Annotated in this window: 10 protein-coding genes; 8 read left to right on the forward strand and 2 right to left on the reverse strand. The window is 63.1% G+C overall.

From position 1 onward, the window contains the following. Nucleotides 1–2: 2 nt before the first annotated feature. On the reverse strand, nucleotides 3–2,480 hold the full coding sequence (locus tag OPU69_RS15190) for a TonB-dependent receptor (protein WP_498512162.1): 2,478 nt from the start codon (nucleotides 2,478–2,480) through the stop codon (nucleotides 3–5). Nucleotides 2,481–2,660: 180 nt separating this feature from the next. On the opposite strand from OPU69_RS15190, the gene OPU69_RS15195 reads away from it, so the two are divergent. From OPU69_RS15195 to OPU69_RS15210, 4 genes are all read left to right on the forward strand, one after another. After that, nucleotides 2,661–4,025, forward strand: a complete 1,365-nt coding sequence (locus OPU69_RS15195; RefSeq protein ID WP_498512164.1) for an MFS transporter — start codon at nucleotides 2,661–2,663, stop codon at nucleotides 4,023–4,025. 62 nt (nucleotides 4,026–4,087) lie between these two features. Continuing rightward, complete coding sequence (clpP, locus tag OPU69_RS15200; protein ID WP_060977383.1) at nucleotides 4,088–4,714, forward strand: ATP-dependent Clp endopeptidase proteolytic subunit ClpP; 627 nt, start codon at nucleotides 4,088–4,090, stop codon at nucleotides 4,712–4,714. A gap of 163 nt (nucleotides 4,715–4,877) precedes the next feature. Continuing rightward, nucleotides 4,878–6,152, forward strand: a complete 1,275-nt coding sequence (gene clpX, locus OPU69_RS15205) for an ATP-dependent Clp protease ATP-binding subunit ClpX (protein WP_023838127.1) — start codon at nucleotides 4,878–4,880, stop codon at nucleotides 6,150–6,152. Nucleotides 6,153–6,595: 443 nt separating this feature from the next. Then, the gene (locus OPU69_RS15210; RefSeq protein ID WP_060977382.1) at nucleotides 6,596–9,907 is read left to right on the forward strand and encodes a TonB-dependent receptor; all 3,312 of its coding nucleotides are present in this window, start codon (nucleotides 6,596–6,598) and stop codon (nucleotides 9,905–9,907) included. 148 nt (nucleotides 9,908–10,055) lie between these two features. Here OPU69_RS15210 and thrS read toward each other — a convergent pair whose 3' ends face one another. Then, a complete protein-coding gene (gene thrS, locus OPU69_RS15215; RefSeq protein WP_060977441.1) occupies nucleotides 10,056–12,053 on the reverse strand; it encodes a threonine--tRNA ligase in 1,998 nt (665 codons plus the stop codon). A 571-nt stretch (nucleotides 12,054–12,624) separates the two neighbouring features. Here thrS and OPU69_RS15220 point away from each other — a divergent pair. From OPU69_RS15220 to OPU69_RS15235, 4 genes are all read left to right on the forward strand, one after another. Next, entirely contained in the window at nucleotides 12,625–12,804 is a 180-nt protein-coding gene (locus OPU69_RS15220; RefSeq protein ID WP_060978616.1) for a hypothetical protein, read from the forward strand. Beyond that, entirely contained in the window at nucleotides 12,804–13,226 is a 423-nt protein-coding gene (locus OPU69_RS15225; RefSeq protein WP_060978615.1) for a hypothetical protein, read from the forward strand. The genes OPU69_RS15220 and OPU69_RS15225 overlap by 1 nt, the downstream gene beginning before the upstream one ends. Then, complete coding sequence (locus OPU69_RS15230) at nucleotides 13,223–13,414, forward strand: helix-turn-helix transcriptional regulator (protein WP_060978614.1); 192 nt, start codon at nucleotides 13,223–13,225, stop codon at nucleotides 13,412–13,414. Before OPU69_RS15225 ends, OPU69_RS15230 begins: the two co-directional genes overlap by 4 nt. Before the next feature lie 205 nt (nucleotides 13,415–13,619). After that, entirely contained in the window at nucleotides 13,620–14,387 is a 768-nt protein-coding gene (locus tag OPU69_RS15235) for an alpha/beta hydrolase (protein WP_498512168.1), read from the forward strand. Nucleotides 14,388–14,431 lie beyond the last annotated feature (44 nt).

The raw sequence follows: 14,431 nt of genomic DNA on the forward strand, positions 1-14,431 counted from the left end.
TCTCAGAAGTCGTAGCGCAGCGTGGCCGAGATGGTGCGCCCGTTGATCGAGCGCGCACGCACGATGCCGTTGGCCGGGATCGCGCCCTCTTCTGCCTCGGTAAAGCCGCGCGTGTCGAACAGGTTGTTGGCGTTGAGCGACAGCTGCACCCGGTCGAACGGACGCACCGCGACGAACGCGTTGACCTGGGCGAAGCCGGGCAGCACGAGCAGGTTGTTGTCCTGCGCGAAGCTGTCGGTGGTGCCGACCATGTTCGCACCCAGGGTGAACATGTCCTCTTCATACTGACCGCTCAGCTGATAGATGAAATCGGCCTGGCGGCGCGGTGTGTTGCCGACATTGCCGGGGTTGATGCGGTCGCGGCTGATTTCGGCATCGGTATACGTGCCGCCCGCGCTGAAGGTGAAGCCGCCGGTGCGGTACGAGGCTTCGAGCTCCACACCATAAGCCTTGAACTGACGGTCGAAGGTCTGCTGGGTGGTTGCCTCGAAATTGGTTTCCTCGGTCTCCGCATAGAAGCCGGTGGCATAGAGCGCGAGGCCGCCCGAACGGTATTTCACGCCCGCTTCGGCCTGCTTGACGAAATCGACCGCGATGCCTTCGCTGCGGATGTCGCCGGTGACGAAGTTGACATTGTCGTTGTTGAACAGGATGCGGTCGGCATTGGCTCTGCCGCCCTTGCTGTAGCGCGCGAACAGCGCGAGATCGTTCGACACGCGATAGTTCACGCCGAGCGAGTAGCTGAAATAATTGTAGCTGTAATCGACCAGAGCGGGCGCGTTCAGCGGGATGGTCGCGGTCTGCGCCTCGGCCGGGCTGATCGCGCCGTTGCGGTTGAAATCGAAGCTGGTGATGCCGACGCGGCCGCCGCCCAGATCCGATCCGAAGGTGCGGCCCGAGGCATCGCCGAAATCGTAACGGATGCTGCCGTCGAGCGTCAGCTTGTCGAATTCGAGCGAGAGCGAGGCAAAGGGCGCGTTGGTATCATATTGCAGGTCGTAGCTGCGGCGGCAGCAATTGCCGAAGAAGCTCGCCGAATAGGCCACGGTGCCACCGTCGCTGCGGCGCTGGCCATTGGCGGCGACCACATCGATCAGCGCGGCATTGCCGCCCCCGCGCACCTCGAGCAGGTGCGAGGTCCACAGCCAGTCGGTGTTGATGTCCTGGCGCGACTTGTAGAAGCCGGCGGTCAGCGTCGCATTGCCGCTGCCGATGTCGAAATCGCCGGTGATGCGCAGGTCGTTGGTGATGTTGTCGAGGCTGTTGAGCCGGGTGTTGAACAGCACGACGCTCGCCACCAGCGCGTTGCCGGGCACGTTCTGGCCGGCCTGCAGGCCATTGGCGAAGACGAGGCGCGAACCGGCACCGGCCAGCGCGGTGGCGGTGTTCGCGGCGGTATCGACAGAGCCCGGGAAGGGCGAGGCGAAGCTGCCCGACACGTCGGAGAAGCGGAAGCGGTTGGTCACCGTCCAGCCATCGGCGACCTCGAATTCGCCCTCAAAGCCGAACGCCTTGACCAGCGGGCGCTGGCCTGCGGTGATGTCGAAGCGCTGCGGCTGATTGTTGCCGTTCAGGCTGAGCGCCGAACGGAAGAAGCGCGAATGCAGGCTGTCGCCGCTGATATCGAACCCGGGAACGTTGCGATAATTGGGGTTGGCGTTGGTGCCGGTCACCTGCACTGGATTGGGCAGATAGGCGACGGCGCGGTCGTCCAGATACTTGCCGTAAAAGCGGATGAAGCCGCCGGTGAATTCCTTGGTGATGTTGATCTTGAACTGGCCGCCGCGATTGCCGTCATAGCCGATGTCGCGCGGGCCTTCGCCCTGGCGGACGAAGCCACCCATGTGGAAATACAGGTCGTCGGCCAGCGCGCCGCCATAATCGAAATCGAAGCGCTTCTCGTCATAGTCGAGGCCGAGCGTCGCCTGGATCGTGCCGCCGTCCTGACCCTTGCCGGTCTTCGAGATCATGTTGATCACGCCGCCGGGCGAGTTGGAGGCGAAGGTCGAGGCCGAACCGCCGCGAATCGCCTCGACCCGCGCGATGTTGAGGTCCGAGCGCAGGAAGATGTCCGAATTGCCGAAGGTGATGTCGCCGAATTCGAGGATCGGCAGACCATCTTCCTGCAGCTGCAGGAACTTGGCACCGCCCGAGGCGATGGGCAGGCCGCGCACCGCGATATTGGCATTGCCTTCGCCGCCCGACGATTCGGAGCGGATGCCGGGGATGTTGCGGAAGATTTCCGCCGCGCTGCGCGGCGCGGTGGTGGCGATCTGGTCCGCATCGATCGCGCTCACCGAGACCGAGCTGTCGAGCACATTGGCGCCGCGCGCGACGGCGGTCACGACGATGACGTCGCTTTCGGCGCTGTCATCCTGCGCGGCGGTGTCCTGCGCGAAGGCAGTGGTGGTGAAGAAGAAGCTTGAGGCGGCAAGGGCCGCAGTGGCGCTGGATGCGCGAAGAGCCTTGGAAATCGACATCGTTTCTCTCCTGAACCTGCCGGTTGATCGGCTATGACCATCGAAGCTAGCAAGATAGCAAACGATTGCAAGCAGAATTTGCAATCGTTTGCAAAAAAGCTTGCCAAGCGGTGTGGCCTGGGCATAGCATCAGGCTCAAGGCGCTAGGCAAGACGCCGTTTCCACGACAAGGAGAGGGTGATGACCAGCGCCACGCACGCTTCCGCCGACGATTTCGCCGCGCCGCGCCCCGCGCCGCCACGGCTGTCGCTGCCGCGAATCGTCGAGATGAATCTCGGTTTCTTCGGCCTGCAGTTCAGTTTCGGGCTGCAACAGGCGAACATGACGCCGATCTACACCTTTCTGGGCGCGGACGAGGCGACGATGCCGCTGCTCTGGCTGGCAGGGCCGATGACGGGCCTTCTCATCCAGCCGATCGTCGGTGCCTTGTCCGATCGCACCCGTTCGAAGCTCGGCCGCCGCACGCCCTATTTCCTGATCGGCGCGGTGATCTGTTCGCTCTGCCTGTTCCTGATGCCCTATTCGAGCGCGCTGTGGATGGCCGCAAGCCTGCTCTGGCTGCTCGATGCGGGCAACAACATCACCATGGAGCCCTATCGCGCCTATGTCGCCGACCGGCTCGAGCCTGGGCAGCGGCCCGCAGGGTTTCTGGTGCAGAGCGCGTTCACCGGCCTCGCGCAATGCCTGTCCTATGCCGCGCCCAGCCTGCTCGTCGGCTTCGGCATCAGCCAGAACCTGGTCGATATGAACGGCATTCCGGTGATCGTCCGCATCGCCTTCGTCATCGGCGCTATCCTGTCGATCTCGACGATCGTCTGGTCGGTGCTGCGCGTGCCCGAATTGAAGCTCTCCGAAGCCGAACTCGCCGAGATGGCGGCAAAACCGATGGGGGCAGGCGCGGCGCTCGCCGAGATACGCGATGCGTTCATCGCCATGCCCAGGCCGATGCGCCAGCTCGCCTGGGCGATGCTGTGCCAATGGTATGCGATGTTCGTCTACTGGCAGTTCATTGCGCTGTCGGTCTCGCGCACATTGTTTCCGGCAGGCGAGGGCGCAAAGGCGTCGAGCGCGGACTTCATCTCCGCCTCGCTCACCGCGCAGCAGATGGGCGTCGCTTACAATGCGGTGTCGTTCCTCGGTGCGCTGGCGCTGATCCCGATCGTGCGCAAGTTCGGCGCAAAGCCGGTGCACGCGCTGTGCCTCGTTGCCTCGGGCCTTGCGATGCTGAGCCTGCCGATGCTCGACAATCGCCTTGCGATGTTCGTGCCGATGATCGGCATCGGCTTGGGCTGGGCGGGCATGATGGGCAATACCTATGTGATGCTCGCCAATTGCATCCCGCCCGAACGGACCGGCGTTTATATGGGCATTTTCAACATGTTCATCGTCATCCCCATGCTGATCGAGACCATGACCATGCCGCTGATCTATGCGCCGCTGCTTGGCTCCGATCCGCGCAACGCCATATTGCTGGCGGGCGTGCTGATGCTGTGCGGCGCGCTCGCCACGCTGATGGTCGGGCGGGGGCAGCGCATCGGGGCTTGAACTTGCGCGCAAACAGGCCGATTTAGGCGGTCGAAACAAAAGCGCAGAAAGAAGGCTTCCTTATGTACGATACCGTCCGCGATGCCCTGGTCCCGATTGTCATCGAACAGTCGAATCGCGGGGAGCGCAGCTTTGACATCTTCTCGCGGCTGCTGCGTGAACGGATCGTGTTCGTGACCGGCGAGATCGAGGACAACATGGCCTCGCTTATCGTCGCGCAGCTCTTGTTCCTGGAATCGGAAAATCCGAAAAAGGACATCTTCATGTACATCAACTCGCCGGGCGGCGTGGTGACGGCAGGCATGGCGATCTATGACACCATGCAGTATATCCGTCCGCGCGTCGGCACGGTGTGCATCGGCCAGGCGGCATCAATGGGCAGCTTCCTGCTCGCGGCAGGCGAACCCGGCATGCGCACCGCGCTCGCCAATGCCCGCATCATGGTGCACCAGCCTTCGGGTGGCGCGCGCGGCATGGCGTCCGATATCGAGATCCAGGCGCGCGAGATCCTGCGCATCCGCAAGCGGATGAACGACCTGTACGTCAAGTTCACCGGCCGCAAGCTCGAGGAAATCGAGAAGGCGATGGACCGCGACACCTTCCTCGAAGCGGAAGAGGCCAAGGAATTCGGGCTGGTCGATCATGTCATGGACAAGCGTCCCGCTCCGTCGGACGAGGCAGGAAATTAACAAGGATTGCGCCCTATCAGGGGCACTGCAGGCCCTGGACCATGCAGGATTCGCCGCAACATCCGTCTGCCGGACGGGTGTTGCGTGTTGAATTTCGCATTTTAGGCACTAGGCTGAAACGTTACGTTCCGGGCATAATGCAGCCGGAACAGAAGGATATGCTATGACCAAGCTGAGCGGTTCCGATTCGAAGAGCACCTTGTATTGCTCTTTCTGCGGAAAATCGCAGCACGAAGTGCGCAAGCTCATCGCCGGACCCACGGTGTTCATCTGCGACGAGTGCGTGGAGCTGTGCAACGACATCATCCGCGAGGAATCCAAGGCGGGCTTGGCCGGCAAGAAGGATGGCGGGGTGCCCACGCCGCAGGAAATCTGCGACGTGCTCAACGATTATGTCATCGGCCAGGACCGCGCCAAGCGCGTGCTCTCGGTGGCGGTGCACAATCACTACAAGCGCCTCAACCATTCGGGCAAGGGCTCGGGCGAGGTCGAACTCGCCAAGTCGAACATCCTGCTCGTCGGTCCTACCGGCTGCGGCAAGACGCTGCTCGCGCAGACGCTCGCCAAGACCTTCGACGTGCCCTTCACCATGGCCGATGCGACGACGCTGACCGAAGCCGGCTATGTCGGCGAGGATGTCGAGAACATCATTCTGAAACTGCTCCAGGCCTCGGACTATAATGTCGAGAAGGCGCAGCGCGGCATCGTCTATATCGACGAGATCGATAAGATCAGCCGCAAGGCCGAGAACCCGTCGATCACGCGTGACGTGTCGGGCGAAGGCGTGCAGCAGGCACTGCTCAAGCTGATGGAAGGCACCACCGCCTCGGTTCCGCCCCAGGGCGGACGCAAGCATCCGCAGCAGGAATTCCTGCAGGTCGACACGACCAACATCCTGTTCATCTGCGGCGGCGCGTTCGCGGGTCTGGAAAAGATCATCGGCGACCGTTTGCAGGGCAAGTCGATCGGCTTCGGCGCGCATGTCGCCGCGCCCGAGGAGCGCAAGACCGGCGAACTGCTGCGCCAGGGCGAGCCCGAGGATCTGCTGAAATTCGGCCTGATCCCCGAATTCGTCGGGCGTCTGCCGGTCATCGCGACGCTCGAGGACCTCGACGTCACCGCGCTGGTGAAGATCCTCAAGGAACCCAAGAACGCGCTGATCAAGCAGTATCAGAAGCTGTTCGAGCTCGAGGATGTCGAGCTCAGCTTCACCGACGACGCGCTCGAGGCGATCGCCAAGAAGGCCATTGAACGCAAGACCGGCGCGCGCGGCCTGCGCTCGATCGTCGAGGCGATGCTGCTCGACACCATGTTCGAGCTGCCCGGCATGAAGGGCGTGGCCGAGATCGTGGTCGACCGCGAGGTGGTCGAAGGCCGCAAGGACCCGGTCCAGGTGTTTGCCGCCAAGGACAAGGTTGGCGCAGGCGACGCGGCCTGATCGCATCGTTCCGGCAAACCGGAAAATCTAAGCTTATCAAGGGGACGCAGGCCATCGGCCTTGCGTCCCCTTTTCGAATCCACCCGACTCGTCGCCAGATCGGGGCAAATGTGACAGTGCGCCCCGCTGCAACGATCGTCAGCGTGTCATTTATGCCGCAGTTGCGAATAAAACGTCATGACGGCGCCAACGGCAACATGCCGCCGCGCCGCTGACACACGCCATATCCAAGCAATTAATATAGTTATTTCAATGACCTAACGCAGCTGCGAACGATTCCTGCCAAACCTGTCATATCGTGACTTAAAACTGTAATATTTCTTTCACATTCATTTCGCTTTTCTGTCCTTAGCGCCGCCTAGTGCGCCGCTCATCTCTTGATTTTTGAGAGCGCTTTCATCGCCGCCAGTGTCCCAAGGGTGGCAAGAAACGGGGAAAGACACATGCAGATTCGCTATTATCTCGCGGCAAGCGCCGCGGCGCTTTCGCTGGCCACCGTCATGGCCGCACCGGCGCATGCGCAGGAAACGACTTCGTCGATCCGTGGTTCCGTCACCGGAGACGGCGCGCCGCTGGCGGGCGCCGAAGTCAAGATCATCCACACGCCCTCGGGCACGACCGCAACCACCACAACCGACAGCGACGGCAATTTCAGCGCCGTCGGCCTGCGTCTCGGCGGTCCGTTCACCGTCGAAGTCAACGCGTCGGGCTTTGAACAGTCGTCGGTCACCGACATTTTCCTCCAGGCCGGCCAGCCCTTCCGCGTTCCGGTCGAGCTGCAGTCGCAGGCCGTGATCGTCGTGACCGCCTCGTCGGTCGCCAATGTCACCCCGCTCGAATCGGGTGCAGGCACGGTGCTGAGCGCGCGCGACATCGCAGGCGTCTCGAACGTCAACCGCGACATCCGCAACCTCGCCGCACGCGACCCGCGCGTGAACCTCGACCCCACCAATGGCGGGGCAATCTCGATCGCGGGACAGAACAACCGTTTCAACCGCTTCACCGTCGATGGCGTTGCCTTCGGCGATCCCTTCGGTCTCGAAGCGGGCGGCCTGGTTTCGACCCGTGGCCCGGTTCCGCTCGATGCGATCGGCGAATTCTCGGTCGAAGTCGCCCCCGTCGATATCCAGCAGGGCTTTTTCCAGGGCGGCGCGCTCAACGCACAGCTCAAGTCGGGTAGCAACAGCTTCTCGGGCCTGGCCGGTTTCTATTACGGCGATGACAGCCTGCGCGGTGATACCGCCCGCGGCGTGACCCGCACCGGTGCCTATGAATCGAAGATCTACACCGCTCAGCTGGCGGGCCCGATCATCAAGGACAAGCTGTTCTTCGCCGTGACCTATGAGCGGCTGCGGGACATCATTCCTGCCCCGATCCTGCCTGGTGCGCTCGGTATTACCGATGCCCAGCTCAGCAACATCAGCGCGATCGCCCAGAGCGCCTATAATTTCGACACCCAGGGCATTGGCGGCAACATTCCCGAAAAGGACGACAAGCTCGTCGCCAAGGTCGACTGGAACATCGCCGATGGCCACCGCGCGACTTTCACCTATATCTACAACAAGGGCAACGTGACCGCAGGCCAGACCGGCATCGGTGCGTTGACTGCGACTAACCCGACCTTCTCGTACCTGTCGAACAACTATAACCAGGGTGCGACCAACCATTTCGGCATCGTTCAGTTCAACGACCAGTGGACCGACAGTTTCTCGACCCAGCTGCGCGTGTCCTATGCCGATTATCTGCGCATTCAGCAGCCTTTTGGCGCAGCGTCCTTTGGTGAGTTCCGCACCTGTCTCGACCCGACCTCGCCTGCGCCGATCACTGGCCAGACCGTGGCTGCGGCAGCGCTCGCCTGTACTGTTGGCCAGCGTCAGCTCACCTTCGGCCCGGACATCAGCCGTCAGGCAAACGAACTCGACGCACAGTCGCTGAATATCGAGTTCCAGGCTACACTGCAGCTCAACAACCACACGCTCAAGCTGATCGCCGAGCGCCGGACCCAGGATATCCGCAACCTGTTCGCCCAGCGCGTCTCGGGTGCCTGGTATTTCGACTCGATCGCCGGTCTTCAGGCGCGCCAGGCGAACGAGTTGAACTTCTCGGCACCGCTGCGTGGTGGTATCGAGACGGTCGCGGCCAATTTCGAGAATAACAGCTGGACCTTCGGTCTGCAGGATACCGTGGACGTCACCGACACGCTGGTGGTGACTGCTGGCTTCCGCTGGGACCTGTTCGACACGCCCGATCGTCCGTTCGTCAACAACGACTTCTTCAACCGCTACGGCTTCACCAACGCCCAGACCCTCAATGGTCGCCAGCTGTTCCAGCCGCGCTTCGGCCTGAACTGGAAGCCCACCGATCGCCTGACCTTCCGTGGTTCGGCGGGTCTGTTCGGTGGCGGCAACCCGAACGTCTGGATCTCGAACAGTTATTCGAACCCCGGTCCGACGCTGGGCAACGTCCAGGTCCGTCGCGTTCCCGGCGTGAACGGTGCTCCTGATACGTTCACCGTCTCGGGCATCGCCGGGCTGTCGGCAGCGCAGCAGAACGCGATTGGCGCAGCTACGCTGAACAACGTTTCGGGAGGCACCGGCATTCCGCAGGCGCTGATTGACGCGATCCGCACCACCGGCACCGCGCAGGCACCGACCAACGCGCTCGATCCGAACTACAAGATCCCGTCGCAGTGGCGCGTTTCGGGTACGCTCGAATATAACGCAAATCTCGGCTTCCTCGGTGACGACTGGCAGTTCGGCGTCGATGTCATCTGGTCGAAGGTCAAGGACGCTCTGACTTGGACCGATCTGCGCTCGGTGGCGACCGGCGTGCTCCCCGATGGCCGCCCGCGCTACAGTGCGCTGCCTGGCCAGGGCACGACCACCAATACCGATATCCTGCTGACCAACGACGGTCGTGGTTACAGCTGGAACGTGGTGGCGCGGGTCGACAAGCGTTGGGACAACGGTTTCCGTCTGGGCGCTTCGTACACCTATCAGCGTGCCAAGGACACCAACTCGGGCACCTCGTCGGTGGCGTTCTCCAACTACACCAACGCGGCCGTCATTGATCCCAATTTCGCAGCTTATGGCATTTCCAACTACCAGCGTGATGACGCCTTCCGCATCGTGATGGGTTATGATGCCAAGCTGTTCGGGGACAACACGACCCGGTTCGAGCTGTTCTTCAACTCGCAGTCTGGTCAGCGTTACAGCTACACCTTTGCCGACCAGGCATCGGGCAACCTGCGTTCGGCGGTCTTCGGTGTCACCGGCACCAACAACCGCTACCTGATGTATGTGCCCAATGTCTCGTCGCGTACGGCTGATCCGCTGGTAACCTATGCAGCGAACTTCGACTTTGCCGGCTTCCAGAACTTCGTGCAGAATTCCGAACTGAACAAGTATCAGGGCCGCATCGCGCCGAAGAACATCGGGAAGTCGCCGCGCTACAACAAGCTGGACCTCTCGCTGCGTCAGGAAGTTCCGTTCTTCCTGGGCACCAAGGTCGAACTGCTGGCGGACGTCGAGAATGTGCTCAATCTGCTCGACTCCGATTGGGGTACCATCCGTCAGGTCGGTTTCCCCTATTACGGAACGCTGGCCAACGTGACCTGCGTTGCGCAGGGCACCAACACCTGCGCTCAGTATCAGTTCGCCAACCGCACCGGCACGACCTTCCAAGCTCCGGCCGAGGCGGTCGACCTGCGCGGTTCGCTCTGGGCGGTGCGCTTCGGGGTTCGCCTCACTTTCTAATATTCCCCTCGGGGAGAGGATCGGGGGCGCGGTGGGTAACCATCGCGCCCTTTTTCCTGAGCGGAACCCCGCGGAAGCGCAGGCATGAAAAAGCCCCCTGATCCGACGCTGGATCAGGGGGCTTTTCATTGACCGTTACGAAGGCGGATCAGCCCTTGAGATCGGGCGGCAGTGCTTCCTGTTTCAGCATCGCCACCGCCTCGTCGAGCGAGAGGAACTGCTGCTGCTGTTCGCCCAGGCGGCGCAGCGCGACGGTGCGCTTCTCCGCCTCCTGCTTGCCGACGACCAGGATGTTGGGCACGCGGCCCACCGAATGCTCGCGCACCTTGTAGTTGATCTTCTCGTTGCGCAGATCCTCCTCGACACGGATGCCCGCCGCCTGGAGCTCCGCCACCACCTCGCGCGCATAATCGTCGGCATCCGACACGATCGTCGCGACCACCGCCTGGACCGGCGCGAGCCATAGCGGGAACTTGCCCGCATAATGCTCGATCAGGATGCCGATGAAGCGCTCATAGCTGCCCAGGATCGCGCGGTGCAGCATGATCGGGCGGTGGCGGTTGCCGTCCTCGGCGACATAGCTGGCATCGAGCCGCTCGGGCAGCACGGTATCGGTCTGGATCGTGCCGACCTGCCAGGTGCGGCCGATCGCGTCGGTCAGGTGGAACTCCAGCTTGGGCGCATAGAACGCGCCTTCGCCAGGCAGCTCCTCCCAGCCCCATTCGGGCGTGTTGCGCCCGGTCGCCGCGACCGCATCGCGCATCGACTGTTCGGACCAGTCCCACATTGCGTCCGAGCCGAAACGCTTTTCGGGGCGCAGCGCGAGCTTGATGGCATAATCGCCAAAGCCCAGATCCTTGTAGACCACGTCGAGCAGGTCGCAGAAGCGGCTGATCTCGTCGACCAGCTGGTCCTCGCGGCAGAAGATATGCGCATCGTCCTGCGTGAACTGGCGCACGCGCATCAGGCCGTGCAGCGCGCCATGCGGCTCGTTGCGGTGGCAGCAGCCCATTTCGGCGAGGCGCAAGGGCAGGTCGCGATAGCTCTTGATGCCCTGGCGGAAGATGAGCACATGCGCGGGGCAGTTCATCGGCTTGAGCGCCATCCAGGCGGCGTCGTTCGACACCACCGGGCCTTCGTCCTCGGTATTGGGTACTTCGTCGGGGATGACGAACATGTTCTCGCGATACTTGCCCCAATGGCCGGACTGCTCCCACTGGCGCGCGTCCATGACCTGCGGGGTCTTCACTTCCAGATAACCGGCGGCATCGAGCCGGCGGCGCATATAGGCCTCGAGCGCGCGATAGATCACGAAGCCGCGCGGGTGCCAGAACACGCTCCCATGCGCCTCCTGCTGCAGGTGGAACAGGTCCATTTCCTGCCCGATCTTGCGATGGTCGCGCTTGGCCGCCTCTTCCAGCCGCAGCAGATGCGCGTCGAGCTGCTTCTTGTTGAGCCAGCCGGTACCGTAGATGCGCGACAATTGCGGGTTGCGCTGGTCGCCGCGCCAGTAAGCGCCCGATACGCGCGTCAGCTTGAACGCTTGCGGGTCGAGCTTGCCGGTCGAGGCGAGATGCGGGCCGCGGCACATGTCCATCCAGTCCTCACCCGACCAGTAGACGCTGATTTCCTCGCCCTGAGGCAGCTCGGCGGCCCATTCGGCCTTGAAGGTTTCGCCCTGCTCGCGCCAGCGCGCGATCAGCGCATCGCGGTCCCAGACCTCGCGGCGCAGCGGCTTGTTCGCGGCGATGATGCGGCGCATCTCGGCCTCGATTCCCGGCAGGTCCTCGTCGGTAAAGGGCCGGTCCTTGGGCGCGAAATCGTAATAGAAGCCGTCATCGGTCGACGGGCCGAAGGTGATCTGCGTGCCCGGAAACAGGTTCTGAACGGCTTCTGCCAGCACATGCGCGAAATCGTGCCGGGCGAGCTCGAGCGCATCGGCCTCGTCCTTCGCGGTTACCAGGGCCAGCGTCGCATCGCCGGTGAACGGCCGGGTGATATCGCGCAGTTCGCCATCGACGCGCGCGGCGATCGCCGCCTTGGCAAGGCCGGGGCCGATCGCGGCGGCGACATCGGCAGGGGTGGACCCTTGCGGCATCTCGCGCACCGAACCATCGGGCAGGCTGATCTTCAAAAGCTGGGACATGGCCGTGTTTCCTGTTGTTCCGCCCATTTGTTCCGCAGCGCCATGGCACAAAGCGCCGCGCCCCAAAAGGGGTTACGCGCCTGTGTGTCGTGCCGGAAAGTGCGGGGAGGAGCCGACGCCGCGCCACCCGCTCCGGGGTGGCAGGCCGCGCGCCCTTCAGCCCACGCAGCCCCGCCCCCGGAAACCGGGAGTGGTGGTGCTAGTGAGGGTGCGGATGCTCGCCATGCGCGTGGTATAGCGGCTAAGGGTGAAGGAGTCACTACAGGCGATGGGGCGCTATCGCAAAGCCCTCCCCCTTGATGGGGGAGGGTTTGGGTGGGGGTGATGGCGCCGGATCAAGCATGCATCGTGAAGCCGCGCCCAGTCGCACGATCACCCTCACCGCTGCGACTAGCCAGCAAGCTGGCAAGTCTCGCTACCTCTCCCATCAAGGGAGAGGCGTAACGTGGTTACCTGCCATCGAGAGAGGAAAACAGGGTGACAACCACCCCAATCAAAATATCAAGGGCCCTTGACATCAGGCGCGCCAAATGACAAACACCCTTTACATCGAATCAAGGGAGCTTGACCCATGAATGCCTATCTCCTTGCGCTCTGCTGGGCCCTGCCGATGCTCGGTCTTGCCATATTGAACGTCTATGGTCTGGTATCCGACGACGCGATGAAAGTGATGCTGGCGATCACGCCCGCACTTGCCGTCGTCTCGATCAACAACGCCCGTTGCTGCGCCAATTCCGAGGCAGTCGACTGATGCGCGCCAAGGATCATCCGGCGATGCGGCGTTATGTCCGTCGTTTCGTGCCGATCACCTTTGCCTATGTCGCGAGCATCGCGCTGGCGACCTTCATCGTGGTGGACAATGCGCCCGCAAACGGGCTCACCATCGGCATGGCACTGCTGCCGGGGCTTGCCGTGCTCGGCTGGCTCTGGGCGATGGCGCGGCTGCTCGTCGAGCTCGACGACGAATATCTGCGCATGCTCGAGGTGCGCAAGATGCTGGTCGCCACCGGGCTCACGCTCGCGATCACCAGCGTCTGGGGCATATTGGAGCTCTATTCGCCCGAAATTCCGAACATGCCGGTGTTCTTTGTCTTCCCGATGTGGTGCCTCGGGCTGGCGATCGGCCAGCTCGTCAACCGCTTCGGCTTTGGCGATGCAGGGGATTGCGGATGAAGAACCGGCTCAAGGTGCTGCGCGCCGAGCGCGACTGGACGCAGGGCGATCTGGCCGATGCGCTCGGCATCTCGCGCCAGAGCGTCAATGCGATCGAGACTGGCAAATACGACCCCTCGCTCCCGCTCGCCTTCCGCATCGCCGACCTGTTCGGCGTCCCGATCGAGGCGATCTTCATGCGCGATTGAATGGCTCTTCAAAGCCCTCCCCCTTGATGGGGGAGGGTTGGGTGGGGGTGAGGGTGCGGGATGATGCCGGGGTGCCAGAACGCACGATCACCCTCACCGCTGCGACTAGCCAGCAAGCTGGCAAGTCTCGCCGCCTCTCCCATCAAGGGAGAGGCGGATGCGGTGCGGCTGGCCAGATCGGCGATGCTCGGCTAAGCCGCAGCGCATGACCAACAGCCTCTCGTTTCTCGACCGCGCCGATCGGCCGCGCCTTGTCTATTCGTTCCGCCGCGCCGCGCCCGAGCGCGTGGATGCCCCCACCCTCGTCTTCCTGCCCGGCTATGCCAGCGACATGACCGGCACCAAGGCGCTGGCGCTCGATGCTTGGGCGGGAGCGCAGGGCCTGGCGATGCTGCGCTTCGATTATGCCGGGTGCGGGGCGAGCAGCGGGGCGTTCGAGGACCAGGCGCTGGCCGATTGGCGCGATGACGTGCTCGCGCTGATCGATACGGTGGTGAGCGGGCCGGTGCTGCTGATCGGATCGTCGATGGGCGGCTGGCTGGCGCTGCTGGTCGCGCTGGCCCGGCCGCAGCGCGTCGCGGGAATCGTCGGCATCGCCGCCGCACCCGATTTCACCATGTGGGGTTTCTCCCAGGAAGAGAAGATGACGATCCTCACCGAAGGGCGGCTTGAACGGGTCAGCGAATACGGGCCCGAGCCGATGGTGACCACGCGCAAGTTCTGGCAATCGGGCGAGGGCAACCGCGTGCTGATTGGAGAGATCGCCTATGATGGCCCGGTGCGGCTGATCCAGGGGCAGAACGACGCCGACGTGCCGTGGCAATATGCGCTGGAAACGGCCAAGCAGCTGCGATCGGCCGACGTGCAACTGCTGCTGATCAAGGATGGCGACCACCGCTTGTCGCGCGATGGCGACATCGCGCTGCTGCTGCAGACGGTGGGGAATTTGCTGGCCGATATTGCCCGCAACTAACCCGTCACCCCCGCGAAGGCGGGGGTCCCGCTTTTGCACATCGG

It is taken from the genome of Blastomonas sp. 34TW (genome assembly GCF_059803595.1).

What these genes read in the sequence shown, in the direction of transcription:
- OPU69_RS15190 (WP_498512162.1), bottom strand. Translation starts at nt 2,480, where the DNA reads ATGTCGATTTCCAAGGCTCTTCGCGCATCCAGCGCCACTGCGGCCCTT.
- OPU69_RS15195 (WP_498512164.1), top strand. Translation starts at nt 2,661, where the DNA reads ATGACCAGCGCCACGCACGCTTCCGCCGACGATTTCGCCGCGCCGCGC.
- clpP (WP_060977383.1), top strand. Translation starts at nt 4,088, where the DNA reads ATGTACGATACCGTCCGCGATGCCCTGGTCCCGATTGTCATCGAACAG.
- clpX (WP_023838127.1), top strand. Translation starts at nt 4,878, where the DNA reads ATGACCAAGCTGAGCGGTTCCGATTCGAAGAGCACCTTGTATTGCTCT.
- OPU69_RS15210 (WP_060977382.1), top strand. Translation starts at nt 6,596, where the DNA reads ATGCAGATTCGCTATTATCTCGCGGCAAGCGCCGCGGCGCTTTCGCTG.
- thrS (WP_060977441.1), bottom strand. Translation starts at nt 12,053, where the DNA reads ATGTCCCAGCTTTTGAAGATCAGCCTGCCCGATGGTTCGGTGCGCGAG.
- OPU69_RS15220 (WP_060978616.1), top strand. Translation starts at nt 12,625, where the DNA reads ATGAATGCCTATCTCCTTGCGCTCTGCTGGGCCCTGCCGATGCTCGGT.
- OPU69_RS15225 (WP_060978615.1), top strand. Translation starts at nt 12,804, where the DNA reads ATGCGCGCCAAGGATCATCCGGCGATGCGGCGTTATGTCCGTCGTTTC.
- OPU69_RS15230 (WP_060978614.1), top strand. Translation starts at nt 13,223, where the DNA reads ATGAAGAACCGGCTCAAGGTGCTGCGCGCCGAGCGCGACTGGACGCAG.
- OPU69_RS15235 (WP_498512168.1), top strand. Translation starts at nt 13,620, where the DNA reads ATGACCAACAGCCTCTCGTTTCTCGACCGCGCCGATCGGCCGCGCCTT.